The sequence below is a fragment of the Xanthomonas hawaiiensis genome (assembly GCF_031834635.1).
In the GTDB taxonomy this organism is placed as follows: domain Bacteria; phylum Pseudomonadota; class Gammaproteobacteria; order Xanthomonadales; family Xanthomonadaceae; genus Xanthomonas_A; species Xanthomonas_A sacchari.
The window spans coordinates 3,485,778-3,510,940 of sequence record NZ_CP115873.1 but is presented as its reverse complement, the minus strand read 5'-3'; the positions used below and the strand labels follow the sequence as shown (position 1 = coordinate 3,510,940).

Annotated in this window: 13 protein-coding genes; 7 read left to right on the top strand and 6 right to left on the bottom strand. The window is 68.8% G+C overall.

Features of this window, described 5'->3' with window-relative positions; genetic code table 11:
* The first annotated feature begins 366 nt into the window (after positions 1-366).
* Positions 367-2,415: a phosphocholine-specific phospholipase C gene (locus PG878_RS15015; protein ID WP_244672580.1), complete on the top strand. Its 2,049-nt coding sequence runs from the start codon at positions 367-369 to the stop codon at positions 2,413-2,415.
* A gap of 253 nt (positions 2,416-2,668) precedes the next feature.
* Here PG878_RS15015 and PG878_RS15010 read toward each other — a convergent pair whose 3' ends face one another.
* Positions 2,669-4,978, bottom strand: a complete 2,310-nt coding sequence (locus tag PG878_RS15010; protein ID WP_209031050.1) for a TonB-dependent receptor family protein — start codon at positions 4,976-4,978, stop codon at positions 2,669-2,671.
* A 281-nt stretch (positions 4,979-5,259) separates the two neighbouring features.
* On the opposite strand from PG878_RS15010, the gene rimK reads away from it, so the two are divergent.
* From rimK to PG878_RS14995, 3 genes are all read left to right on the top strand, one after another.
* Positions 5,260-6,153 carry a 30S ribosomal protein S6--L-glutamate ligase gene (gene rimK / locus PG878_RS15005; RefSeq protein WP_209031091.1) on the top strand — a complete coding sequence of 298 codons (894 nt, stop codon included), beginning with the start codon at positions 5,260-5,262 and terminating at the stop codon, positions 6,151-6,153.
* 644 nt (positions 6,154-6,797) lie between these two features.
* Positions 6,798-7,475 carry a response regulator transcription factor gene (locus tag PG878_RS15000; RefSeq protein WP_010340533.1) on the top strand — a complete coding sequence of 226 codons (678 nt, stop codon included), beginning with the start codon at positions 6,798-6,800 and terminating at the stop codon, positions 7,473-7,475.
* Positions 7,468-8,802 (top strand): sensor histidine kinase, encoded by a 1,335-nt coding sequence (locus tag PG878_RS14995; protein WP_209031051.1) that lies wholly within the window; start codon positions 7,468-7,470, stop codon positions 8,800-8,802. The genes PG878_RS15000 and PG878_RS14995 overlap by 8 nt, the downstream gene beginning before the upstream one ends.
* Positions 8,803-8,935: 133 nt before the next feature.
* Here the strand turns inward: PG878_RS14995 and katG are convergent, their stop codons facing one another.
* On the bottom strand, positions 8,936-11,185 hold the full coding sequence (gene katG / locus PG878_RS14990) for a catalase/peroxidase HPI (protein ID WP_209031053.1): 2,250 nt from the start codon (positions 11,183-11,185) through the stop codon (positions 8,936-8,938).
* 256 nt (positions 11,186-11,441) lie between these two features.
* Here katG and PG878_RS14985 point away from each other — a divergent pair, with 256 nt between their 5' ends.
* The gene (locus PG878_RS14985; RefSeq protein ID WP_209031054.1) at positions 11,442-12,137 is read left to right on the top strand and encodes a helix-turn-helix transcriptional regulator; all 696 of its coding nucleotides are present in this window, start codon (positions 11,442-11,444) and stop codon (positions 12,135-12,137) included.
* 57 nt (positions 12,138-12,194) lie between these two features.
* On the top strand, positions 12,195-12,854 hold the full coding sequence (locus PG878_RS14980; RefSeq protein ID WP_209031055.1) for a glutathione S-transferase family protein: 660 nt from the start codon (positions 12,195-12,197) through the stop codon (positions 12,852-12,854).
* A 520-nt stretch (positions 12,855-13,374) separates the two neighbouring features.
* Here PG878_RS14980 and mutS read toward each other — a convergent pair.
* Positions 13,375-15,987, bottom strand: a complete 2,613-nt coding sequence (mutS, locus tag PG878_RS14975) for a DNA mismatch repair protein MutS (protein ID WP_209031056.1) — start codon at positions 15,985-15,987, stop codon at positions 13,375-13,377.
* A 444-nt stretch (positions 15,988-16,431) separates the two neighbouring features.
* Here mutS and PG878_RS14970 point away from each other — a divergent pair, with 444 nt between their 5' ends.
* Positions 16,432-18,360, top strand: coding sequence for an alpha-L-fucosidase (locus PG878_RS14970; RefSeq protein ID WP_209031092.1), 1,929 nt, complete (start codon positions 16,432-16,434; stop codon positions 18,358-18,360).
* Positions 18,361-18,622: 262 nt separating this feature from the next.
* Here the strand turns inward: PG878_RS14970 and galA are convergent, their stop codons facing one another.
* The 3 genes from galA to PG878_RS14955 are packed head-to-tail and all read right to left on the bottom strand — an operon-like array spanning position 18,623 to position 25,075.
* Entirely contained in the window at positions 18,623-21,184 is a 2,562-nt protein-coding gene (gene galA, locus PG878_RS14965) for a beta-galactosidase GalA (RefSeq protein ID WP_209031057.1), read from the bottom strand.
* Complete coding sequence (locus tag PG878_RS14960) at positions 21,181-22,356, bottom strand: glycoside hydrolase family 53 protein (protein ID WP_209031058.1); 1,176 nt, start codon at positions 22,354-22,356, stop codon at positions 21,181-21,183. Before PG878_RS14960 ends, galA begins: the two co-directional genes overlap by 4 nt.
* 16 nt (positions 22,357-22,372) lie before the next feature.
* Positions 22,373-25,075: a TonB-dependent receptor gene (locus PG878_RS14955; RefSeq protein ID WP_244672581.1), complete on the bottom strand. Its 2,703-nt coding sequence runs from the start codon at positions 25,073-25,075 to the stop codon at positions 22,373-22,375.
* Positions 25,076-25,163 lie beyond the last annotated feature (88 nt).

Sequence of the window (25,163 nt, the reverse complement as noted above, 5' to 3'; positions counted from 1 at the left end):
TGGTTGGCCGGGCTCTGATTTGCGCGCTGGATGACGTCCGCGATCCGCGCCCATCGCTCGTCCGGTAGTATTCATTCGCTCACAGATCGGCCGCTTTCCGTCAATCTTGAATCGGTGCCAGGATACGGTTGCGCGCACGGCACTGCCGACGGCAGCCATTGTCTGGCCGCGCAGCGTGGGTGATCCAGGCGCTTTCGGGCATCCATCTCCTTGCTCGAGCATCTCGGCGGTTCCGCGCGGCGGCGACGTCCTGTCAAACCCGCTTCATTCGCGGCGTCTACGCTGGGCGGTCAGTGAGCGCAAGCTCGTCGCCGGTCTCTCTCCGTGGTCGATCACAGCCGCCGTCGTTTTCTAGCCCGCACGTCCATGGCCCTGGGGGCCGGTGCGGCCATGCCGCTGCTGCCGGGCGTCATCCGCAGCGCGCTGGCGGTACCGCCGGCGCGGGTCACCGGCACGCTGCAGGATGTGCAGCACGTGGTGATCCTGATGCAGGAGAACCGCTCCTTCGATCATTACTTCGGCTGCCTGCGCGGGGTGCGCGGCTATGGCGATCCGCGGCCGCTGCGGTTGCCCAGCGGCAAGCCGGTCTGGTACCAGCCCGAACGCAAGGGCAGCGATCGCTACGTGTTGCCGTTCCGGCTCAACAGCCAGACCAGCAGCGCGCAGTGGATGAAGGATCTCAACCACGACTGGAAGGGCTCGCACGAGACCTGGAAGCATCACGACGCCTGGATCGCGCAGAAGAGCGCGATGAGCATGGGCCACTTTCAGCGCGAGGATCTGCCGTTCTACTACGCACTGGCCGACGCCTTCACCATTTGCGACGGCTACCACGCCTCGCTGTTCGGCCCGACCAATCCCAACCGCATGTACATGTTCACAGGCACCAGCGGCCTGAGCGTCGGCAACGATGGCGAGCAGGCGGTGAACAACCGCGACGACGGCAACTGGACCGCGGACATGGCGCGCGACAATCCGCGCTTTCCCGGCTACACATGGAGCACCTATTCCGAGCGCCTGCAGGCCGCCGGCATCAGTTGGCAGGTGTATCAGGAGTTCGACAACTACGGCGACAACAGCCATCCTTACTTCGCCAAGTTTCGCAAGCTGGACCGCGCCTCGCCGTTGTATCGCCGCGGCCGCGCCATCGTGCCCGGCTCCACTGCCGACAATGCCAAGGCCTCGCGCGGCGAGCACCTGGTCGCGGCGTTCGCGCGCGACGTGCGCGCCGGCACGCTGCCGCAGGTGTCGTGGATCGTCGCGCCGTACCTGCTCAGCGAGCATCCCGAGGCCACCCCGGCCTATGGCGAATCCTTGAGCGCGCGCCTGCTGGAGGTGCTGGCGGCCTCGCCGGAGGTCTGGTCGAAGACGGTGTTCCTGATCAACTACGACGAGAACGACGGCTTCTTCGACCACGTGCCGCCGGCGTTGCCGGCGATCCGGCCGGAGCTGGGCGCCAGCAACGTGGACCTGCATGGCGAGGACTATCACGGCGTGCCGGTCGGCCTGGGCCCACGGGTGCCGATGCTGGTGGTGTCGCCGTGGAGCCGCGGTGGCTGGGTGAACTCGCAGGTGTTCGACCACACCTCGGTGCTGCGCTTCCTCGAACGCCGTTTCGGCGTGATGGAGCCGAACATCAATCCGTGGCGCCGCGCCGTCGCCGGCGATCTGACCTCCACGCTGGATTTCGTCGGCCACGATCCGGTCCCGGTGGCGTTGCCGGACACGCGCGACTACATCGCCCGTATCGACGCCACCGCGACGTTGCCGCCGCCGCAGCGTCCTGCGCAGCAGGCGCTGCCGGTGCAGGAAGCCGGCCAGCGTCCGGCGCGCGCGTTGCCCTACGATTTCGACGTGCGGCTGCAGGTGCAGGCGGATGCGCGGGTGTTGCGCATGCGCAATCGCGGCGACGCTGGCGTGGCGCTCAATGCCTATGCCGACGGTGGCACGGCCGGACCCTGGTTCTACACGCTGGCCGCCGGCAGCGAGCTGCAGGATGCCCGCGCGTGGCGCGGCGATGCCGCCGACGCCGGCTATGCGTTGCGCGTGCATGGTCCCAACGGGTTCCTGCGCGAGTTCGATGGCGACGGGATCGGCGATGCCGGGCTGCAGGCGGAGGCCGACTACGATGCCGCCGCGCAGTGCCTGCTGCTGACCCTCGGCAATGCTGGTCAGCAGCCCTGCGTGTTGCGCGTGCGCGACGGGTATCGCGGCGATGGCGGCGAGCAGGCGATCCCGCTCGCCGCCGGCGATCGCACCGTGCTGCGTCTGCCGTTGCAGGCGCAGCACCATTGGTACGATCTGACCATCGACAGTGCGACCCTGCCGCAATGGCGGCGGCGCCTGGCCGGGCATATCGAAACCGGCCGTCCGAGCATGAGCGATCCGGCGATCGGCCGCGCGGTCGACGCGTAGCGATCGTCGCGGTGCAAGGCAGGTAGCGGTTTCTGGCGGTACCCGGTCGCGGCTGAAGCCGCTCCTACGACAGCGGCATGGTCCGTAGGAGCGGCTTCAGCCGCGACCGCTGCGAACGCATGCGCTCCGAACCGCCGGTCCATCCTGTCGAGGCGTATCGCGCAACACGCATTTGCCTAGCCCAAAACGCAAACGCCGCCGCTGCAAGAGCAGCGGCGGCGCGTGGTGCCTTCCCTGGCGGTGTCGCGTCGGTTTAGAACTTGCCGTTGAAGGTGACGAAGAACTGGCGCGGCGCGCCGGCCATCAGCGTCTGGTTGTAGCCGTTGGGGTCGGAGACGACATAGCCGTTGGTGCCGACGGTGGCGAAGTAGCGCTTGTCGAACAGGTTGGTGACGTTCGCGCTCACGCCCAGGTTCTGGAACATGCCGACCTGGCCGAAGTCGTAGCCGGCGCTCAGGTCGAAGCGCCAGTAGCTGGGCACCGACGAATCGTTGAGGTAGCTGATGTAGCGGCGGCCGGTGTACTTGCCGTCCAGCGAGGCGTGCCAGCCGGCGTTCTCGTAGGCCAGGCTGCTGGAGAACATCCACTCGGGAATACCGACCACGCGCTTGCCGGAGGTGGCCACCACGCCGCCGTTGAGGTAGTCGTCCTGGTAGGTCGAGTCGTCGTAGGACAGCGAGTTCAGCCAGCGCAGTTGTTCGATCGGGCGCCAGATCACCGCCAGGTCGGCACCCTGGCTGCGCACCGAACCGACGTTGTTGAGCGTGGCCGAGCAGGTCTGGATCGCGCTGCATGGCGAGGTCACCAGCAGGCGGTCGTCGAAGGTGGTGTGGTACAGCGCCAGCGACGCTTCCACGCCGGCGCCGCGCACGCGGTAGCCCAGTTCGTAGGTCTGCGCGGTCTCCGGCTCCAGCGAGCCCTTGATCGCGTTGAACGCCGCCTGCGATTCCTGGAACGGGGTGAAGCCGAAGCCGGCCATGTTCTTGTTGTAGGAGGCGTAGACCTCCTGGTGCTCGTCGATCTTGAAGTTCACGCCCACCTGCGGCAGCAGGTCCGAATCGGCCTTGATCTCGCCGGCGGCGTTGGACGCGGACGGCACCTGCGACTGCGCGGTGGTGTCGACGATCAGCTTCTTGGCGCCGAAGTTCAGGGTCAGGCGCTCGTCCATCAGGCGCAGCGTGTCCTGCGCGTAGACCATGGTGGTGTCGGTGTCGTAGTGCTGGGCGAAGCCGCGCGCGAACAGGGTGCCGTTCTTGTTGAAGTAGTACAGATCGGTGAACGGGCCATCGAGCAGGAAGTAGTTGCGCTCCTGCACGGTCTTGGCGTTCTGGTACCAGCCGCCGACCTCGATCTCGTTGCCGGCCACGGTGAAGTTCAGCGAGCCGGTGACGCCATGGCGATTGAGGCGGTAGTCGGTGGTGCGCATCGACAGCGGCACGCTGGCCGAGGACGCGACGTACGGCGTGGTCCACTGCCCTTCGCCGTTGTTGTCGTGGTAGTAGCCGGTCAGGTTCAGCGTGGCGCTGCCGCCGAGGTTGAAGGTGCCGCTGAGCGCGGCCAGGTTGTCGCGGCGCAGGCCGGCGCCGGAGTAGTAGGACGCGTCGGCCTTGTCGTAGTCGGCCGGCAGGCCGTTGAGGCTGGCCGGGTAGCTGCCCTTGCCGTTGAGCGCGTTGGCGATCTGCACCGCGCTGTTCCAGTCCGGCATCAGGTAGTCCCAGTCCCAGCCGAGGACCCGTTGCGAAGTCAGCGACAGGTCCATGATGTCGTATTCCTTGCGGTGCGAGCTGTCCAGGTACAGGCTGACCCGGTTGCCGTCGCCCCACTGGTACAGCGCCTTGGCGTTGGCCTGGTTGTACTCGTTGTTGCCGTAGCCCTTCCACTTGTCCATTTCGCCGTGCACCAGCGAGGTGTACAGCGAGAAGCCGTGGATGTCGCCGGTGTCGGCGCGCAGGTAGGTGCGGCGGGTGCTGTCGGAGCCGAGGGTCTGGCTGAAGCGCATGCCGGCCTCGGCATCCGGATCGGCGGAGTAGTAGCGCACGGTGCCGCCGAGGTTGCTGCTCGACGGCGTGCCCAGGCCGCCGGCGCCCTGCGCCAGTTCCACCGAGGCCACGTTCTCGGAAATGATCGCGCGGGTCACCTGCAGGCCGTCGGTGACGCCGTAGCTCATGTTGCCCAGCGGCACGCCGTCCAGGGTGAAGCCGAGGCGGCTCTGGTCGAACCCGTGCAGGCTGATCGCGGTGGACCACTCGTAGGCGCCGAACGGGTCGGCCGACTGGAACTGCACGCCCGGCAGTTTGTCCAGGACCTTCAGCGCGCTGGTACCGGGGGCGGCGATTCCGATGTCCTCACGGGTGATGCGCTGCACCTGGCGGGTGGTGCCGCTGGACACGACGGTGATCGCGTCGAGCATGGTGGCATCGTTGCCGCTCGCGCTGGCCGCCGCATCGGCGGTTGCGGTGGCGGCGGCCGGCGCGGTCTCGGCCAGCGCGGCGAAGGCCGGCAGGGCGGACACGACGGCGAGCACCAGCGCGTGCGGGCGCAAGGATCTGGAAGTGGGGGTCATCGAAAGTCACCAATCATGAGGGGGGGACGTTCCGGTCCTGCCGCGCGGGGCGCGGGCAGCCGGCACCGGGCCGGTACGCGGCCCGCCCGCCACGATGCAACGGTTTTGTGAACGTTTCGGGGCGGTCCGGTGTCGGCTGTGGGACAGCGCGCGGACCGCGGGTGATGGCGATCACCGCCGATCCCGGCCTTGCCGCGCGGGCGACGGCGGCGGCGGCGCGCGGCATCGCAGTGCCGGTGGCGCGACGTATGATGCCGGGCCTGCCACCGCCGCCGCCTTCGATGAAGCTCGCCATCCTGTCCCGCAACACCAAGCTGTACTCGACCCGGCGCCTGGTCGAGGCCGGCCGCGAACGCGGGCACACGGTGCGCGTGCTGGATCCGCTGCGCTGCTATATGCGCATCGCCGCCGGCGCCTTCACCATGCATTACAAGGGCAAGCCGATCACCGGCTACGACGCGGTGATTCCGCGCATCGGCAATTCGGTGACCCGCTACGGCACCGCGGTGCTGCGGCAGCTGGAGATGATGGGCGTCTGCACCCCCAACCCGTCCGACGCGATCCTGCGCGCGCGCGACAAGCTGCGTGCGCACCAGCTGCTGGCGGCCAAGGGCATCGACATGCCGATGACCGTGTTCGGCGACAACCCGGACGACACCGGCGATCTGCTGTCCATGCTCGGCCCGCCGCCGCACGTGGTGAAGTTGAACGAGGGCACCCAGGGCACCGGGGTGATCCTGACCGAGAAGGCCAGCGCCTCGCGCGGCGTGGTCGAGGCGCTGCGCGGGCTGTACGCCAATTTCCTGGTGCAGGAGTTCATCGGCGAGGCCGAGGGCGCCGACCTGCGCTGCTTCGTGGTCGGCAACCAGGTGGTGGCGGCGATGCGCCGCACCGCGCCGGAGGGCGACTTCCGCTCCAACCTGCATCTGGGCGGCACCGCCGAGCGCACCACCGCCAGCCGCGGCGAGCAGGAGGTGGCGGTGCGCTCGGCCAAGGCGCTGGGCCTGGGCGTGGCCGGCGTCGACCTGATCCGCTCGCGACGCGGCCCGCTGGTGCTGGAGGTCAATTCCACGCCGGGCCTGGAAGGGATCGAGACGGTCTGCGGGCTGGATATCGCCGGCAAGGTCATCGACCACCTCGAAGCCTGCCTGAAGCGAAAGAAATCAGTGGCTTAGCCGACTCTGTGGCCGCGGGTTCTGGCTTAACGCCGGTTTAATTCCGCCCTGCGTAAGCTTCATCGGACCGCAGCTCTGCCCTCCTCAGCAGGAACGGTAATCGGGATAGAAAACTTTCGGCCCAGGCAGCCCCGCTGCCTGGGTCTTTTTGTGTGCTATCGCCACACCGGGCCGTGCCGGGCTCGCTTGCGGCCATGTTTGTGCGGCGGATACATTGCGATGCAGGGTTGTGCCGCGGACGCAGACAGATGGGTCATGGCGCCAAACGTGAGGCGCCCATGAACGTGAAGAACGTGTTCGCACAGCAACTCAGTACAATTCGGCAGCGATCCGGCTTGAGTGAACGTGTTCAAGAAGTCCGCGGCTGTGGCTTGACGCAGACTTTGCCGAGCACGATTGGCAGAGGCTATGTCGTTTGCGATCGCTGTAGGTCGCGAGCGTAATGGCTGGAACGAGAACTGATAGCGGCGACGCGCTGTCCAAGGCAGCGATCGTCAGGTGGGTTGCAAGGGCGAAACGTTGCTCCGTCACCCATTGAAATGCATTGCAAGGACCATGGCGGCGTGCCGCCGCGGACGATCGGGAGGCGCGGCATCGGTGCGGCGCTCCACTGACACGTAGTACGACTGACGGGGTAAATGTTGGTGCGAATTCTAGTGATCGAAGACAACAGCGACATCGCTGCCAATCTGGGCGACTACCTCGAGGATCGCGGCCACACCGTCGATTTCGCCGCCGACGGCGTCACTGGCCTGCACCTGGCGGTGGTGCACGAGTTCGATGCGATCGTGCTCGATCTCAACCTGCCGGGCATGGACGGCATCGAGGTCTGCCGCAAGCTGCGCAACGAAGCGCGCAAGCAGACGCCGGTGCTGATGCTCACCGCGCGCGATTCGCTGGACAACAAGCTGGCCGGCTTCGATTCCGGCGCCGACGACTACCTGATCAAGCCGTTCGCGCTGCAGGAAGTGGAGGTGCGGCTCAACGCGCTGTCGCGCCGCGGCAAGGGCGTGCACACCCGGGTGCTGGAGACCGGCGACCTGGAATACAACCTGGATACGCTGGAAGTGCGCCGCCAGGGCAAGCTGCTGCAGCTCAATCCCACCGCGCTGAAGATCCTGCAGGCGCTGATGGAGGCCGCCCCGGCGGTGGTGACCCGGCAGGAGCTGGAAACCCGCGTGTGGGGCGAGGAATTGCCCGATTCCGACTCCCTGCGCGTGCATATCCATGGCCTGCGCGCGGTGGTGGACAAGCCGTTCGACGTGCCGATGATCCAGACCCGCCACGGCATCGGCTACCGCATCGCCGCGCCCGATGCCTGAAACGCCGGCGTTGCCGCGGGTCGTGCGGCGGCGCGGACGCTACCGCCGCCGCCTCCGCAGCCGCATCATCCTTTCGTTCGTGCTGCTGGGCTTCGGCCTGACCGCGCTGTTCGCGTTCGCCACCAACTGGGCGCGGGCGCGCGTGGAGAACCAGCTTGTCGAGGATGTGATGAACCGCAACCTGGAAGCGTCCTGGCGCAGCTACGTGGCCAGCGGTGGACGCAACCTGGCGATTCCGGTCCAGCAGATGAAGGGCTTCGTCTATCGCCCCGACAAGCTCGATGGCCTGCGTCGCGATTTCCCGGAGTGGGAGCGTCTGAGCGACGGCATCCACATGATGTCGGGCACCGACGCGGACGGCAAACCGTTCGCCTACAAGGTCGGCGTGCGCAAGACCCCGGACGCGTGGTTCTTCATGGCCTACGATCTGACTCAGACCATGCAGGGTGAGGTGCAGCTCAAGCGCACCCTGATCCTGTCGGTGCTGGTGTTCAGCGCGCTGTCGCTGGTGATCGGCTGGTGGTCGGCGTCGCGGGTGATGCGGCCGGTGTCGGACCTGGCGGCGCGCTTGCGCGCGTATCGCGGCAGCAGCGATCCCAAGCCGCTGGCGCCGCATTTTCCCGACGACGAGGTCGGCCAGTTGGCCGAGGCGCTGGACGACTACTCGGCGCGCCTGACCGAAGTGGTGCAGCGCGACCGCGAGTTCAATGCCGACGTCAGCCACGAGTTGCGCACGCCGCTGGCGGTGATCCGCGGCGCCACCGAACTGCTGCTGACCCGGCCCAATCTCGACGACAAGGTGCTGCAGCGCCTGCAGCGCATCCAGCGCGCCGAACAGCAGTGCAGCGACCTGATCGGATCGCTGCTGCTGCTGTCGCGCAACGAGCGCGGGCAGGGCCACAGCAACGTCGCCAAGGTCGCCGAGCAGTTGATCGAATCGCATCGTGCGCAGTTGGGCGGCAAGCCGCTGCAGCTGCTGCTGGAAGGCGAGCGCAACCTCACCATCGATGCGCCGGAAGCGGCGCTGTCGGTGGCGCTGGGCAATCTGATCGGCAACGCGGTCAAGTACACCCAGGAAGGCCAGGTGGTGGTGCGGGTGCTGAGCGATGCGGTGCAGGTGATCGATTCCGGCCCGGGCCTGAGCGAGGAAGACGCGGCCAAGCTGTTCCAGCGCGGCTATCGCGGCACCCACGCCGGCCATTCGCAGGGCGGCGGCATCGGCCTGTCGATCGTCAGCCGTCTGTGCGATCTCTATGGCTGGCAGGTCAACGTGCGCCCGGGCGCCACCAAGGGCGTGGTCGCGACGCTGTGGTTCAAGCCGGCCTGAGGCGGGCGACGACGCGTCCGCCGCATCGGCGGACTCTGTTGTTCCGCCATGCGATCGCAGCATGGCGATCGCCCGCCGCAGACGCGACAACGCCCCGGCGAGCGGGGCGTTGTCGGGACGGGCGCTGCGGCCGTCAGGCGGCCAGGTCGAAGCGATCCAGCTGCATCACCTTGGTCCAGGCGGCGACGAAGTCGCGCACGAACTTCGCCTGCGCGTCGGCGCTGGCGTAGACCTCGGCCACTGCGCGCAGTACCGAGTTGGAGCCGAACACCAGGTCGGCGCGGGTGCCGGTCCACTTCAGCGCGCCGCTCTTGCGGTCGCGGCCTTCGTAGACGTCCTTCATCTCCGAGGTCGCCTTCCACTCGGTGCCCATGTCCAGCAGGTTGGCGAAGAAGTCGTTGCTGAGCACGCCCGGGCGATCGGTGAACACGCCATGCGCGGACTGGCCGCTGTTGGCGCCGAGCACGCGCAGGCCGCCGACCAGCACGGTCAACTCCGGCGCGGTCAGGGTCAGCAACTGCGCCTTGTCGATCAGCAGCGCTTCGGCCGACAGCGCGTAGCGGCGCCTGGCGTAGTTGCGGAAGCCGTCGGCGATGGGTTCCAGCACCGCGAAGGACTCCACGTCGGTCTGTTCCTGCGAGGCGTCCATGCGGCCGGGCACGAACGGCACCTGGACGGTCTGCCCGGCCAGCTTGGCCGCCTGTTCCACCGCGGCGACGCCGCCGAGCACGATCAGGTCGGCCAGCGAGATCTTCTTGCCGCCGCTCTGCGCGCCGTTGAACTGCGCCTGGATGCGCTCCAGCGTGGCCAGCACCTGGGCCAGTTGCGCCGGCTGGTTGACCTCCCAATCCTTCTGCGGCGCCAGGCGGATGCGTGCGCCGTTGGCGCCGCCGCGCATGTCCGAGCCGCGGAAGGTGGACGCCGCGGCCCACGCGGTGGAGACCAGTTGCGCCACGCTCAGCCCGGAGTCGAGCAGGGTCTTCTTCAGTGCGGCGATATCCTGTGCGTCGACCAGCGGGTGGTCCACGGCCGGGATCGGGTCCTGCCACAGCAGTTCTTCGGCCGGCACGTCGGGGCCGAGGTAGCGCGCACGCGGGCCCATGTCGCGGTGGGTCAGCTTGAACCACGCGCGGGCGAAGGCATCGGCGAACTGCTGCGGGTTCTCCAGGAAGCGGCGCGAGATCTTCTCGTAGGCCGGGTCGAAACGCAGCGCCAGGTCGGTGGTGAGCATGGTCGGCAGGCGCTTCTTCGACGGATCGTGCGCGTCCGGAATCACCGCCTCGGCGTTCTTGGCCACCCACTGATGGGCGCCGGCCGGGCTCTTGCTCAGTTCCCAGTCGAACTTGAACAGGTGCTCGAAGAATTCGTTGGTCCACTGCGCCGGCTTGGTGGTCCAGGTGACTTCCAGGCCGCTGGTGATGGTGTCGCCGCCCTTGCCGCTGCCGAAGCTGTTGGACCAGCCCAGGCCCTGGCTTTCCAGGTCGGACGCTTCCGGCTCGGCACCGACGTGGTCGGCCGGACCGGCGCCGTGGGTCTTACCGAAGGTGTGGCCGCCGGCGATCAGCGCCACGGTCTCTTCGTCGTTCATCGCCATGCGGCCGAAGGTGTCGCGGATGTCCTTGGCCGCCAGCAGCGGGTCGGGATTGCCGTCGGGGCCTTCCGGATTGACGTAGATCAGGCCCATCTGCACCGCGGCCAGCGGGTTCTCCAGGTCGCGGGTATGGCGCACTTCGCTGTCGTCGTCCTTCACCAGCACGCCGTGCGCCTCGTCCACGCCCGGCGAGCCGTGCGCGTACCGCTCGTCGCCGCCCAGCCACTTGGTCTCTCGGCCCCAGTACACGTCCTGGTCCGGCTCCCAGGTGTCGGCGCGGCCGCCGGCGAAGCCGAAGGTCTTGAAGCCCATCGATTCCAGCGCGACGTTGCCGGTGAGGATCATCAGGTCGGCCCAGGAGATGGCCTGGCCGTACTTCTGCTTGATCGGCCACAGCAGGCGCCGCGCCTTGTCCAGGCTGACGTTGTCCGGCCAGCTGTTGAGCGGAGCGAAGCGCTGCTGGCCGCGGCCACCGCCGCCACGGCCGTCGCCGGTGCGGTAGGTGCCGGCGCTATGCCAGGCCATGCGCACGAACAGCGGACCGTAGTGGCCGAAGTCGGCCGGCCACCAGTCCTGCGAATCGGTCATCAGCGCATGCAGGTCGCGCTTGAGCGCGTCGAGATCGAGTTGCTTGAACGCCTTGGCGTAATCGAACTGCGGGTCCAGCGGGTTGGAGCGGGTGGAGTGCTGGTTGAGCAGGTCCACGCGCAACTGCTTGGGCCACCAGTCGCGATTGCTGGTGCCGCTGCCGCTGGCAGCCTGGTGGAACGGGCATTTCGGTTCGCTGGTCATGGGAGGCTGCCTCTGTCTCGACGGACGATGGGGTGGCGTGGCGCCGCCGATCATACGGCGGCGCTGCGGTGAAACTGGAGACACGATAGGCGCAAGTGTCCATCTATAGAATTCGAATTATTCTAATCAATCGATAGTGGCTGACTATCGCTGCGTTCGGTACAACGGGTGGCCGCGTGCACACCGGGGCGCGTATCGCTGTGTTCGCCCTCTGGGCGCCATGCCGGCTGCTGGCTGCGCTCGCTATCCTGTCGCGATGACCCAACGCGCCACCCGTCTGCTGCGCCTGCTCGACGCCCTGCGCGGGCGCCGTCGGCCCGTGGCCGGGGCGCAACTCGCCGCCGACCTGGGGGTGAGCCTGCGCACGCTGTACCGCGACATCGCCAGCCTGCGCGGGCAGGGCGCCGACATCCTCGGCGATCCCGGCGTGGGCTACGTGCTGCGCCCGGGTTTCCTGCTGCCGGAGCTGAACTTCAGCGAGGACGAACTGGAGGCGCTGACGCTGGGCGCGCGCTGGGTGGCGAGCCAGGCCGACCCGGAACTGGCGCAGGCCGCGCAGCGCGCCATCGCCCGGATCGGGGCGACGCTGCCGGCGCCGTTGCGGCTGGCGCTGGAGACCAGCGGGCTGCTGGTGCCGGCGGCCACGCCCGCGCAGCCGCCGGCGCCGTGGCTGCCGGTGCTGCGCCGCGGCATCCGCCTGGAGCATGTGCTGCACATGGACTACGCCGACGCCGGCGGCAGCGCCTCGCAACGGCGCATCTGGCCGTTCGCGATGGCCTTCCTGGGCGGCTACGGCATGATCGCGGCGTGGTGCGAACTGCGCGGCGATTTCCGCCATTTCCGTGCCGACCGGGTGCTGGCGCTACGCGACGAGGGCGAGCGCTACCCGACGCGGCGGCATCAGCTGATCCGACGCTGGCGCGCCGCCACCGGGTACGGCGTCGGCTCCTGACAGCAGGTGTCAGCAGGGGCCGCGCAGACTGCACGGCGTCCACCACGGAGTCCGACCATGTCCCACGATCCTGTGCTCTACACCCACCCCATGTCGCGCGGCCGCATCGCGCGCTGGGTGCTCGAAGAAACCGGCCTGGCGTACCGCGCGCAGATCCTCGACTACGGCACCGGCATGAAGGCGCCGGCGTATCTGGCGATCAACCCGATGGGCAAGGTGCCGGCGCTGGTCCACGGCACCACGATCGTCACCGAAAACGCGGCGATCTGCGCCTACCTGGCCGACCTGGTGCCGGAGCGGCACCTGGCGCCGCCGCTCGGATCGCCGGCGCGGGGCGATTACTACCGCTGGCTGTTCCTGCTGGCCGGGCCGGCCGAGGCCTTCCTGACCGCCAAGCAGCACGGCACGCTGGCGCCGGCGCACAGTGCCGGCTACGGCCATGGCGAGGATCTGCTGGACATGCTGGAGCAGGGTGTCGCCGGTCGCGAATACCTGGCCGGCGACCAGTTCAGTGCGGCCGACCTGTACGCCGCCGCGTTCCTCGGCTTCTACACGCGCATCGGCGTGCTGCAGGCGCGGCCGGCGTTCCTCGCGTTCGCGCAGCGGCACATGGCGCGGCCGGCGGCGCAGCGGGCGGCGGCCATCGACGACGCGTTGCTGGCGGCGCATCCGAATCCGTTCATGCCGCGTCCGAATGCCGTGCCGGCGAGCGCCTAGGGGGATCTGGAGGACTGGCGGTTGGGGGTGCCGTGTGGACGGACCCTCACCCCAACCCCTCTCCCGGTGGGAGAGGGGCTCTAGCGCTTCCCTTCTCCCCTTGGGAGAAGGTGCCCCGCAGGGGCGGATGAGGGGGCGGGCGCCGCCTCGTGTGTCCTAACGCTGCAAGACGCTTCGCGCCGAACCCTCACCCCAACCCCTCTCCCGGGGGGAGAGGGGCTTGCAGCCTTTCCTTCTCCCTCCGGGAGAAGGTGCCCCGCAGGGGCGGATGAGGGTGCGGGCGCAGCCTCGTGTGCCCTAACGCTGCGAGACGCTTCGCGCCGAACCCTCACCCCAACCCCTCTCCCGGTGGGAGAGGGGCTTGCAGCCCTTCCTTCTCCCCTCGGGAGAAGGTGCCCCGAAGGGGCGGATGAGGGTACGGGCGCCGCCTCGTGTTCCCTAACGCCGCGAGACGCTTCGCGCCGAACCCTCACCCCAACCCCTCTCCCGGGGGGGGAGAGGGGCTAAAGCCGCAGGCCGCCTACAGCAGCGACTTGAGCCGGTACAGCGCTTCCAGCGCCTGCTTGGGCGTGAGTTCGTCCGGATCCAGTGCGGCCAGCGCCTCCTGCGCGGCCGAGGGCGTGGCCGCGAACAGGCCGAACTGCTGCGGCGCGTCCAGCGCCTGCGGCGCCATCTGTGAGGCGTGGCTCTCGCCGCCGCGCTGCTCCAGTTCCGCCAGGCGTCGCCGCGCCTGCGCCACGGTGGCCCTGGGCAGGCCGGCCAGCGCCGCCACCTGCAGGCCGAAGCTGCGGTTGGCCGGGCCGTCCTTGACCGCGTGCATGAACACCAGGCGGTCGCCGTGTTCGACCGCGTCCAGGTGCACGTTGGCGATGCCGCTGGGGCCGCCCTCGACCGATTCGTCGGCCAGCGCGGTCAGCTCGAAATAATGCGTGGCGAACAGCGTGTAGCAACGATTGTGGTGGGCGAGGTGGCGCGCCACCGCGTCGGCCAGGGCCAGGCCGTCGTAGGTGGAGGTGCCGCGGCCGATCTCGTCCATCAGCACCAGCGACTGCGCGGTGGCGTGATGCAGGATGTAGCTGGTCTCGGCCATCTCCACCATGAAGGTCGACTGCCCGCGCGCCAGGTCGTCGCCGGCGCCGATGCGGGTGAGGATGCGGTCGATCGGGCCGATCACCGCGCGCCGTGCCGGCACGTAGCTGCCGATGTGCGCCAGCAGCACGATCAGCGCGTTCTGGCGCATGTAGGTCGACTTACCGCCCATGTTCGGGCCGGTGATCACCAGCATGCGCCGGTCCGGGTGGAGATCCAGGTCGTTGGGTTCGAACGGCTGCTCGCGCACCGCTTCCACCACCGGGTGGCGGCCGCGTTCGATGCGCAGGCAGGCGCCGGTCTCAAGCTCCGGCTGGGTCCAGTCCAGCGCCTGCGCGCGTTCGGCGAAGCCGGCCAGCACGTCCAGTTCGCTGAGCGCGGCGGCGGCGCGCTTGAGCGGCTCCAGGCGCTTGCCCAGCGTGTCCAGCAGGCCTTCGTAGAGCAGCTTCTCGCGCGACAGCGCACGCTCGCGCGCCGACAGCACCTTGTCCTCGAAGTTCTTCAGTTCCTCGGTGATGTAGCGCTCGGCGTTGGTCAGGGTCTGGCGCCGGCTGTAGTGCACCGGCGCCTTGTCGGCCTGGCCCTTGCTGATCTCGATGTAGTAGCCGTGCACGCGGTTGTAGCCGACCTTCAGCGTGGCGATGCCGCTGCTGGCGCGCTCGCGCGCTTCCAGATCGATCAGGAACTGGTCGGCGTTGGTGCTGAGCCGGCGCAGCTCGTCCAGCTCGGCGTCGTAGTCGGCGGCGATCACGCCGCCGTCGCTGAGCTTGAGCGGCGGCTGCTCGGCGATCGCCGAGGCCAGCAGGTGCGCGATCTCGTCGTGCTGGCCCAGTTCCGCCGCCAGTGCCGCCAGCCGCGGCGAATCCAGCGCGGCGAGGATCGCACGCACCTTCGGCAGCAGGCCCAGGCCGTCGCGCAGGGTCGAGAAGTCGCGCGGGCGCGCCGAGCGCAGGGCGACGCGGGTGAGGATGCGTTCGACGTCGCCGAGCGCACGGAACGCCTCGCGCAGGTCGGCGTCGGCACCGCGGTCGATCAGCGTGCCGACCGCGTGGTGGCGCTGCACCAGCACCTCGCGCAGACGCAACGGCCGGTGCAGCCAGCGCCGCAACAGACGCCCGCCCATCGGCGTGACCGTGCTGTCGAGCACGCCGAGCAGGGTGTTGCGGGTGTCGCCGTCCACGCGCGTGTCCAGTTCCAGGTGGCGTCGCGTGGCCGCGTTCATCGCGATCGCCTCGCCGGCGGTCTCCATCGCGATCGCGGTCAGGTGCGGCAGGCGCTGTTTCTGGGTTTCCTCCACGTAGCCGAGCAGGGCGCCGGCGGCAGCGGTGGCGCGCGGCTTGTCGTCGATGCCGAAGCCGCTCAGATCGTGCAACTGGAAGAAGGCTAGCAACTGGCGACGGCCGCTGTCGGCATCGAACAGCCACGGCGGCCGGCGGCGCACGCCGCGGCGCTCGCGCAGGAACTCCGGCCACTGGTCCTCGTCGGGCACCAGCAGCTCGGCCGGCTCCAGCCGTGCCAGTTCCGCCTCCAGCGCGTCCTCGCTGTCCACCTCGTTGACCAGGAAGCGGCCGCCGGCCAGGTCGGCCCAGGCCAGGCCGTAGCCGTGTTTGGTGCGCGCGATGGCCATCAGCAAGGTGTCGCGTCGCTCGTCCAGCAGGGCCTCGTCGGTCACCGTGCCGGGGGTGACGATGCGCACCACCTTGCGCTCGACCAGGCCCTTGGCCAGCGCCGGATCGCCGATCTGCTCGCAGATCGCCACCGACTCGCCCAGCGCCACCAGCCGCGCCAGATAGCCCTCGTAGGCGTGCACCGGCACCCCGGCCATCGGGATCGGCGCACCGCCGGAACTGCCGCGCTGGGTCAGGGTGATGTCCAGCAGCCGCGCGGCCTTGCGCGCGTCGTCGTAGAACAGTTCGTAGAAATCGCCCATGCGGAAGAACAGCAGCAGGTCCGGGTATTCGGACTTTGCGGCGAAGAACTGTTTCATCAGCGGGGTATGTTCCGCTGCGCTTCCAGGAGCTTGGGTCTTTTCTCGATTCTGCATCTGATTCAGTGACTTAATGGATTTCGGGGTGACTGTCTGTGGACAAGTATGGACGGGTGCCGGCAGCAAATGACAGCGTGGCGCGGCGCTAGCCCGGTGCATGGTTCGATGCGCCACCTGCCGATCCACGGTGCAACGTCGGGGCCGCACCGTTTCCACGGGCAACGGCAGGAAGCCAATCGGGAGACAGCGAATGTCCGGTGCGCACGCATCACGTGCAATGCCGAGTCCGCAGCAGCTGCGTGCGAGTCGTCTCGGCATCAGCTGCAATTGTCCGTAAAAACGTGGATCGACGACAGCACGCAGTGCACTTCCCGAGCATGCGGCGGAGGATCGGCCACACGGTGACGTTGTGTCCTTCGAACGGCCGTGTGTCGCGTCGGGCAGGACTGTTTCGCCGTTGGAAAAGCTAAGATCCGAGCTTGTGCAGAGCCGGAGGCGTCAATGATCGATCGTCGTACCTTTCTTGCCACGGGTGTCGTGGCCGTCGCCGCGGGCTTCAGCGCATCCGCCGCCCAGCTCGTGGCCGCGTCGCGCCCGAAAGGGCCGGCACCGTGGGGCGCCGTGCCGAGCGCGCGGCAGCTGCGGTGGCACCGGTGGGAGCAATACGCCTTCGTGCATTTTGCGATGAACACCTTCACCGACAAGGAATGGGGTTACGGCGACGAAGATCCGCGCAGATTCGATCCCAGCGATTTCTCCGCCGATCAAATCGTCGCCGCGGCCAAGGCCGGCAATCTCAAAGGCATCATCTTTACTGCCAAGCACCACGATGGCTTCTGCCTGTGGCCGACGCGCTTGACCGAGCATTGCATTCGCAATTCGCCCTACAAGAACGGCAAGGGCGACATCGTCGGCGAAATGGCCGCGGCGTGCCGGCGTGCCGGCCTGGCCTTCGGCATCTATCTCTCTCCCTGGGATCGCAACCACGCCGAGTATGGCCGTACCGGCTATCTCGACTATTTCCGCAAGCAGATCGTCGAGCTGTGCACGGGGTATGGCGACCTGTTCGAGTTCTGGTTCGACGGCGCCAATGGTGGCGACGGTTACTACGGCGGAGCGCGCGAAACGCGCAAGATCGATGCCCCCGCGTACTACAACTGGCCGCGGATGATCGAGCTGGTCCACCAACACCAGCCGATGGCCTGCACCTTCGACCCGCTGGGCGCGGATATCCGTTGGGTCGGCAACGAGGAGGGCGTGGCCGGCGATCCGTGCTGGCCGACCATGCCCAATGCGCCCTACACGCAGGAAAACGGCAACGCGGGCGTGCGTGGCGCGGCCCTGTGGTGGCCTGCGGAAACCAACACCTCGATCCGCCCGGGCTGGTTCTACCATGCCGACGAAGACGGCAAGGTGCGCAGCCCGGAGAATCTGGTGCGCTACTTCGATACCTCGGTCGCGCGCGGCACCAACATGAACCTCAATCTTCCGCCGGACCGACGCGGCCGCATCGCCGACCACGACGTCGCGGTGTTGAAGAGCTTCGGCGACGCGATCCGCGCCAGCTTCGCCATCGATCTGGCCAAGGGCGCCAAGGCCAGCGCCAGCGCGTCGCGCGGTCCGGGGTTCGAGCCGGAGCGTGTGCTCGACCGCCAGCCGGACAGCTACTGGTCCACGCCGGACGACGTCACCACGCCGACGCTGACGCTGGACCTGTCGGCGGCGCATAGCTTCGACCTGATCCGGCTGCGCGAATACCTGCCGCTGGGCGTGCGCGTCACCCGCTTCGCGATCGACGCCGAGGTGGATGGGCAATGGCAGCGCTTGGCCGAGGCGCAATGCATCGGCGCGCAGCGGATCCTGCGGCTCGATCGTCCGGTTGCCGCGCGCCGTGTGCGCCTGCGTGTGCTCGAGGCACCGGTCTGTCCGGCGATCAGCGAATTCGCGCTGTTCCGCGCGGTGGCGCCCGTTGCGGTCGCGCGGCCCACGACGAGCGCGCCGGACGTGCTGTCCACCGCGGGTTGGCGCATCGTCGCGGCCAGCGCGCCGGGAGCGGAGAAGTTGCTCGACGACGATGCCGGCACGATCTGGGTCGTGCCCGCTCCCACGCCGGGCCATCCCGCGCAGGTGACCATCGACCTCGGTGCGCTGCGCCAGGTCGCCGGCTTCAGCCTCACCCCTTCGCGCACGGTGATGAACGGTGCGGCGCCGCCGAAGGGCTATCGCGCCGAAAGCAGCGAGGATGGCCAGCACTGGCAGCCGGCCGGCGGCGGCGAGTTGTCCAATATCGCCTACGCGCTCTCGACCCAGCGGCTGAATTTCCCCGAGGTCCGTCAGATCCGTTACCTGCGGCTGTCGTTCGCCGAAACGGCGCTGCCCGCCGAGCGGCTGGCGATCGCCGGTATCGGTGCCTTCTCGCGCTTGCGGTGAGGGCTGGCGCTCCCGCGCCGCGCTGCGCGGTGGGGGAGCGTGCATCGCTGGGGCGATGCAGCTTCGTGGGTGCGGCGATGCTGGCGAGGCGTCGTGGACCGGCTTCGGAATGAAACGCCAGCCGCCTCACTTCAGTGTGCGTCGCGATCGTGCCGACCACGGCTTGGGCGCGCGTAGATGGCGCGTCAGCGCCGCGTAGGAGCACCGGGTCGGGAGCGCATGACGATGGCGCCGCGCAGTTCCTTGAACGCGCGCGCCCGCATCAGGCGACGAACGGCCGCGGCCTGGTGCGCACACTCTTCAGCGCCAGCCGCGCAGGCATCAATCCGGGCGCGGTCGCTTCCAGTGTCAGCGTGCCGGCATCGCGGGTGGTCTGCAGCAAGGCCATGCACAGGCCGTTGAAGGCCCGGCGCTGGTCGGCCTTGTCGGGTTCGTGGCTGGACGGGTCGCCGTTGCCCACGCCGATCAGGCGGCCGGGGCCGTGGACGGCGAAGCGCACGGTGTCGCTGGCGGTCGGCACGACGCGGCCCTTGGCGTCGACGGTCTCCACCGCGACCACGGCCACGTCCTCGGCGTCGGCCAGCAGACTCGCCCGTTCGCAGCGCAGGCGTACCGCGGCGGGGGCGCCGACGGTCTCGCGGAACTGGGTCAGCACCTGCCTGCCGTCGCGGTAGCCGCGCGCTTCGATGCGGCCGGGCGCGTAGCGCACGCGCCACTCGACGTGACCGTAGGCCGGCACCTGCTGCAGGCCCTGGCTGACGCCGTTGACCAGCAGTTCCACCGCGTCCAGGTTGCTGTGGCACCACACGTCGACCATGCCGTTGTCGCGCTCCTCCAGCAGGCCGTCCCAGTTCCAGTGCGGGAACAGGTGCAGCACCGGTTCGGCGGTCCACTGCGCGCGGTAGTACCAGTAGTTGTCCTTGGGGAAGCCGCAGCTGTCGAGGATGCCGAACTGCGAGGCCACGTTCGGCCAGCGGTTGTACGGGGTCGGCTCGCCGCGGTAGTCGAAGCCGGTCCAGACGAAACCGCCGGCGATGTACGGGCGCTGCGCGACATAGCTCCACCAGGCTTCGGCGCTGCTGGCCCACCAGGGGTAGTCGAGGTCGTAGGCGCGGGCGTAGCCGCGCACGTCGTCGGTGCGGTAGTTGCCGCGCACGCCGACGGTGCTGCCGGTTTCGCTGCCGTAGACCGGGATCTGCGGATGGCGCGCATGGAAGGCGTCCATCTGCGTGGTGCGGTAGTTGAAGCCGACCACGTCCACGACCTGGCCGACGCCGTCGTCGAAGCCCTTGTCCATGGCGAAGGTGGTGGGGCGGGTCGGGTCCAGGCGCCGGACCTGGCGCTGCATGCGCGCGACGATGCGCGCGCCGCGCGCGGTGACCATCTGCGGCTCTTCGTTGCCCAGCGACCACAGCATCACGCAGGGGTGGTTGCGGCCGCGCCGCACCATCGCCGTCAGTTCGGCCATGGCCTCGTCGTCGGAGGACATGCGCCGGGTCTCGTCGATCAGCAGCAGGCCCAGCCGGTCGCACAGCTCCAGCACTGCCGGCGAGGCCGGGTTGTGTGCGCTGCGGTAGGCGTTGCAGCCCATCGACTTGAGCTGGCGCAGGCGCCATTCGTGCAGGCGATCGGGAATGGCGGTGCCGACGCCGGCATGGTCCTGGTGGTTGTTGGTGCCGTGCAGCTTGTAGGCCGCGCCGTTGAGCAGCAGACCGCGCTGCGGGTCGAACTGCAGGCGGCGCACGCCGAAGTGGGTGGTGGTCGCATCGCAGGTACGGCCGTCGCCGAGCAGGCGCGTGGACAGTATGTAGCGCTGCGGGTTTTCCGGCGACCACGGCGCGGGCGTGCCCAGGTCCAGGGTCTGCTGCACGCGCTGCACCACGCCGGGCTCGACCGTGATCGGCGCCGAACTGGCCTGGGCGACGATGCGCCCGTCCGGCGCGCGGATCACCGAGACCACGCTGCACTGCCGTGGCGTCCCGCCGTTGTTGCCGAGTTCGGTTTCCACCAGCGCCTGCGCGTCGCCGCCGTCCCACACGCTGCGCACGTACACGCCGTCCATCGGTACGTGCAGCGCGTCGGTGGTGCGCAGCCAGACGTGGCGGTAGATGCCGGCGCCTTCGTAGAACCAGCCTTCGCCGAGCGTGGCGTCCACGCGCACCGCGATGATGTTCCTGGCGCCGTAGTCGAGCACGTCGCTGAGGTCGACCTCGAAGCCGCAGTAGCCGCTGCCGTTGCGGCCGACGATGTGGCCGTTGCAGAACACGATGCAGTCGCGGAACACGCCGTCGAATTCCAGGCTGATCCGCTTGCCCAGGTCCTCGGCCGGAATCTCCAGCACGCGCCGGTACCAGCCGATGCTGGTCTGCGGATCGGTGCGGCCCAGCGGTTTGTAGCCGTGCGCGGCGGCCGGGTCTTCGCCGTTGACCAGGCTGGAGGTCGGATCCTGGCGCGGCGGCAGCGCCACCGCCCAGTCGTGCGGCAGGTCGATGCGCTCCCAGGCGCTGTCGTCGAAGTCGAGCAGGGCCGCATCGGCGGTGTCCTTGCCGGCCTTGGCGTAGGTGCGCTGGAAGGTGCCGAAATGGAAGTCGCGCGCCGGGTCGTCGGCGTGGCCGAGATGGAAACGCCAGCCGCCATCGCACAGCAGGCGCCGGCGCGGCGCGTCGTCGTCCAGGTCCGGCGAGAGCGGCGCAATGGCATTGCCGCCAGCGGGCGTGGCGGCCAGCGCGGCCGGCGCCAGCGCCGCGGCGGCACCCGGCACCGCTACCTGCACGCCGCCGGCGACCAGCGAGCGCAGCAGGTCGCGGCGGCTCAGTTCGATCATGGCTGCGCGTCCTGCGCCGGCGCGGCACGCTTGCCGGTCGTCGTGGCCGGCGCCGGCCGGTAGGCGTGCTGCATGAAGCCGATGCCGGGCAGCAGTTCGTTGCCGTGGCGGAAATCGAAGAAGCTGGCGTTCTCCCACGAGGAGCCGACGCCCCAGCGGGTCTTGCAGGTGTTGCTGGTCCAGGCCGGCTCCCAGTACACGACGCCGCTGCCACCGTTGTCGACCACCAGTTGGGTGAGGTCGACCAGGTAGTTCAACTGGCCCTGCGGGGTGGCCGGGTAGCCCTTGATCAGCGAATCGGCGCCGAGCAGGTTGGGCGAGGGGTCGCCGCTTTCCAGCGTCCACGGATAGGCGGTCTCCACCACCATCACCTCGGCCGGATAGCGCTGGCGCAGGCGCTTGATGGTGGCGCCGAGCTGGTCCATGGTCTCGCGCGACCACTTGCGGTAGTAGCTGATGCCGATGAAGTCGAAGTCGCGCACGCCGGCCTTGGCGGCGTCGGCGAACCATGGCTCCACGTTCTCCGGCTGGGCGATGTGCAGCATCACCTTGGGCTTGATCGTCGAGCGCGCGCCGGCGTCGCGCACCGCCTGGATGCCGGCGTTGAACAGCTTAGCGTTGCGGGTCCAGTCGATCGGCCGGCGCTTGTCCCAGGGCTGGCTGTCCATCAGGTCGGAATTGCTCTCGTTGCCGACCTGCACCAGTTCCGGCATCAGCCCGGCGCGGTCCAGTGCGCTGAGCGTGTCGTAGGTGAAGCCGTACAGCGTGCGCGCCAGTTCGTCCTGGTCGGTGATGTTGGCCCAGGCCTTGGGGATCAGTTGCTTCTCGCCGTCGGCCCAGTCGTCGGAGTAGTGGAAGTCCAGCAGCACCTGCATGCCCTGCGCGCGCGCCCGGCGGATGGTCTTCTTGACGTCGCTCAGGTCGCTGTAACGGGTCCAGCGTGCATCGTTCCACAGGCGCACGCGCACCAGGTTGGCGCCGTGCGCGTGGAACAGCTCGAACGGGTCGCGCACCGCGCCGTGGTCGCGGTACTGCACGCCGCAATCCTCCATCTCGTTGACGTAGGACAGGTCGGCGCCCAGGTACAGCGTGCCGGCGCCGGCCATGGGCGCGGCCAGGGCGGCGGCGAGGGCCAGCGCGAGCGCCGGCAGCCAGGTGCGTTTGGATCGCATGCGGGTCTCCACCGGCTCAGAACGTGTAGGTCGCTTCCAGGGCGAAGCGGCGGCCGAACAGCTGGTAACCGCCATCGTCCTGGTTGGCGAGCCGGTTGCGCTTGTTGTCGCTGTAGGCGCGCAGCGGTTCGTTGGTCAGGTTGCCGACCTGGAACTTGAAGCCCAGGTGCTCGCTGTACCGCCACGCCAGGCTCAGGTCCACCGTGCCTTCGCTCTCCAGCCGCGCCAGCCGTGCCGCGTTCCAGCCGTACACCACGGTGTAGGGGCTGTGGTACTTGTAGCCGATCCGCGCTTCGAACTTGCTGTTGTTGTACCAGAGGTCCAGCGTGCCGGTGTTGCGCGCCAGGCCGCTGAGCGGCAGCGGATTGTCCGCCGGCGAGAACTCGTGCAGGTTGGATTCCACGTACGAGTAGTTCGAGTAGATGCCGAAGTTCTCCATGTGCGGGATGAAGAAGAACGGGGTCTGGAAGGTCAGCTCGGCGCCGTTGATGTAGCCGCCGCCGCCGTTGAACGGGCCGCTGATCAGGTAGTCGCGGCCGTCGATGGTCTCGTGCTGGGTCTTGTAGCCGATGCTCGAATCCACCCACTTGCGGTACAGCGCCAGCGCCGCCAGCGCCTCCTTGTGGAAGTACCACTCGTAGGACAGGTCGAGCTGGGTGGCGCGGAACGGATTGAGCTGCGGGTTGCCGCCGCTGCCGGTGAGCTGGCCGACGGTGGTGTTGGGATCGTCGAGCGCGCGCCCGGTGCGCAGTTCGTCCAGCGGCGGCCGCGCCATCACCTTGGCCACCGACACGCGCAGGATGCGCTCGGGATCGATCAGGAAGTTGACCGTGGCGCTGGGCAGCACGTCGGTGTAGGTCTTGCCGGCGCTGCTGGGCTGCACCACGCCGCCGACGGTGTCGTAGCCATGGCTGTCGGTGTCGGTGTGGACCACGCGCACGCCGGCGTTGCCGGTGACGTCGACGCCGAACCACTGCGCACTGAACACCGCCTTGGCGAAGGCCTCGCGCACGTTCTCCTCGACGTTCCAGTGATCCAGACGCTGCTCGGTGGCCAGGCTGGGATCGAAGCCGCCGAAGCCGAGCTTGGCGATCGCGTCCAGGTCGCCACCGGTCAGGGTCGGCACGTTCAGGTCCGGCATCGTCACCGGATAGATCAGGTCCTGATAGGCCGAGATCGGCTGGCTGTAGCCGGACTGGAAGCTGGTGAAGTGGCGGTTCTGCTTCTCGCGGCGCGAGGCGCGCGCGCCGAACTCCAGCGCGGTGACAGGGGAATCCTCGATCGCGCGGCTGGCGCTCAGCGCCAGCGCGGCGATGCGGTCGCGCAGCGCCTGCGGTTCGGTCTGGCCGCTGATGCCCCATTCCGGCGCATCGGAGCTGGTGCTGATGGTGGGGGTGACGCCGTGGCGGAAGTCGAACGACACCGTGTCCGGGTTGCTGCCGAAGCGCACCGCGCGCCAGTCGTTGTCGCGCTTGGCCTGCGAGAACGACAGGTCGCTGCCCAGCGTCCACACGTCGCCGCTCCACTTGGCGTTGAGGCCGCCGGCGGCCAGCGTCTTGACCTCGTTGTAGTTGGCGATGACGTGGTCGACCTGGAGGTTGGAGTTGGCCAGGGTGCCGGCGACCACATCGCCGTCGACGATGGTGTAGGACGAGCCGGGCGTGGTGTACGGGTTGCTGGCCGAGTAGATGCTGTAGCCGAGGTTGTTGAACCAGTTCTGGCGCTGGTCCTCGTCGATGCGGATGCGCGAGTACAGGCCGTCGAGCTTGAGTTCCAGGTTGCCCGAGCGCCACTGCACGGTGCCCATGGCGCCGGTGCGGGTCTGCTCGGTCAGCTTGAGCTGGTCGGCCGCGCCCCAGGGCGTGTAGTCGACCTTGCCGTCGCCATCCACATCGCGTGCGTTGCTGGCGTCGGTGTAGCCCCAGCTGCCGATCGAGACGCCGGCGTTCTTCTGCTTCTGGTAGGTGGCGCCGAGCGCGACCGCCAGGTTGTCGTTGATGCGGTGGATCCAGCTCGCGCCCAGGCGCTGGCCCCACGGCGAGTAGTCGCGCGCGTCCTTGGCCTCGTCGTAGTAGACCGGGCCGGCGGTGGCGACGAAGGTCGGGCCGGTGTGGTCGAGCGGGTTGATGGTGGAGATGTCCACGGTGGCGGCGATGCCACCGGCGATCAGGTCCGCCGACGGGGTCTTGTAGACCTTGACGGTGGAGACGATCTCGGTGGGGAACACCTCCCAGCGCACCGCGCGGTTGGGTTCGGAGGAGGCGATCTCGCGGCCGTTGACCGTGCCCATGGTCATGCGCGGGCCCAGGCCGCGCACGGTGGCCAGGCTTTCGTTGCCGCGGTCGCGGGTGCCGTTGACGCCGGGCAGGCGCACCAGCGCCTCGGCCACGGTGACGTTGGGCATCTGCCCCATGTTGTCGGCGGAGATCACCTCGACCACGTGGTCGTCGAGCTGCTTGGCCTGCACGGCCTGTTCCAGGCTGGCGCGCTGGCCGACCACCATCACGTTGTCCAGGGTGACCGGTTGCTGGCCGTTCTTGGTGTCGGTCGTGGCGTCGGGCTTGGCGGGTGGCGTGGCTGCCGGATCGGCGCTGGCGCTTTGCGCGTGCGCGGCGAAGCTGCCGGACAGGGCCAGGACGATGGCCGCGCCCAGCAGGGTGCGGGCGGCAGGGCGGTGCGCGCGCCGGCCGAGCGGGCGACGGGACTGTTCCAAAGGCATTTTTGTTCCCTCCCAGGACAAAAAGTGACCGAGCAAGTTGGCGTGGGCCGGAGGCATCCGGCCCGGGAGGCATCGGCAGGGCGCCGTG

What these genes read in the sequence shown, in the direction of transcription:
- PG878_RS15015 (WP_244672580.1), top strand. Translation starts at nt 367, where the DNA reads ATGGCCCTGGGGGCCGGTGCGGCCATGCCGCTGCTGCCGGGCGTCATC.
- PG878_RS15010 (WP_209031050.1), bottom strand. Translation starts at nt 4,978, where the DNA reads ATGACCCCCACTTCCAGATCCTTGCGCCCGCACGCGCTGGTGCTCGCC.
- rimK (WP_209031091.1), top strand. Translation starts at nt 5,260, where the DNA reads ATGAAGCTCGCCATCCTGTCCCGCAACACCAAGCTGTACTCGACCCGG.
- PG878_RS14995 (WP_209031051.1), top strand. Translation starts at nt 7,468, where the DNA reads ATGCCTGAAACGCCGGCGTTGCCGCGGGTCGTGCGGCGGCGCGGACGC.
- katG (WP_209031053.1), bottom strand. Translation starts at nt 11,185, where the DNA reads ATGACCAGCGAACCGAAATGCCCGTTCCACCAGGCTGCCAGCGGCAGC.
- PG878_RS14985 (WP_209031054.1), top strand. Translation starts at nt 11,442, where the DNA reads ATGACCCAACGCGCCACCCGTCTGCTGCGCCTGCTCGACGCCCTGCGC.
- PG878_RS14980 (WP_209031055.1), top strand. Translation starts at nt 12,195, where the DNA reads ATGTCCCACGATCCTGTGCTCTACACCCACCCCATGTCGCGCGGCCGC.
- mutS (WP_209031056.1), bottom strand. Translation starts at nt 15,987, where the DNA reads ATGCAGAATCGAGAAAAGACCCAAGCTCCTGGAAGCGCAGCGGAACAT.
- PG878_RS14970 (WP_209031092.1), top strand. Translation starts at nt 16,432, where the DNA reads ATGATCGATCGTCGTACCTTTCTTGCCACGGGTGTCGTGGCCGTCGCC.
- galA (WP_209031057.1), bottom strand. Translation starts at nt 21,184, where the DNA reads ATGATCGAACTGAGCCGCCGCGACCTGCTGCGCTCGCTGGTCGCCGGC.
- PG878_RS14960 (WP_209031058.1), bottom strand. Translation starts at nt 22,356, where the DNA reads ATGCGATCCAAACGCACCTGGCTGCCGGCGCTCGCGCTGGCCCTCGCC.
- PG878_RS14955 (WP_244672581.1), bottom strand. Translation starts at nt 25,075, where the DNA reads ATGCCTTTGGAACAGTCCCGTCGCCCGCTCGGCCGGCGCGCGCACCGC.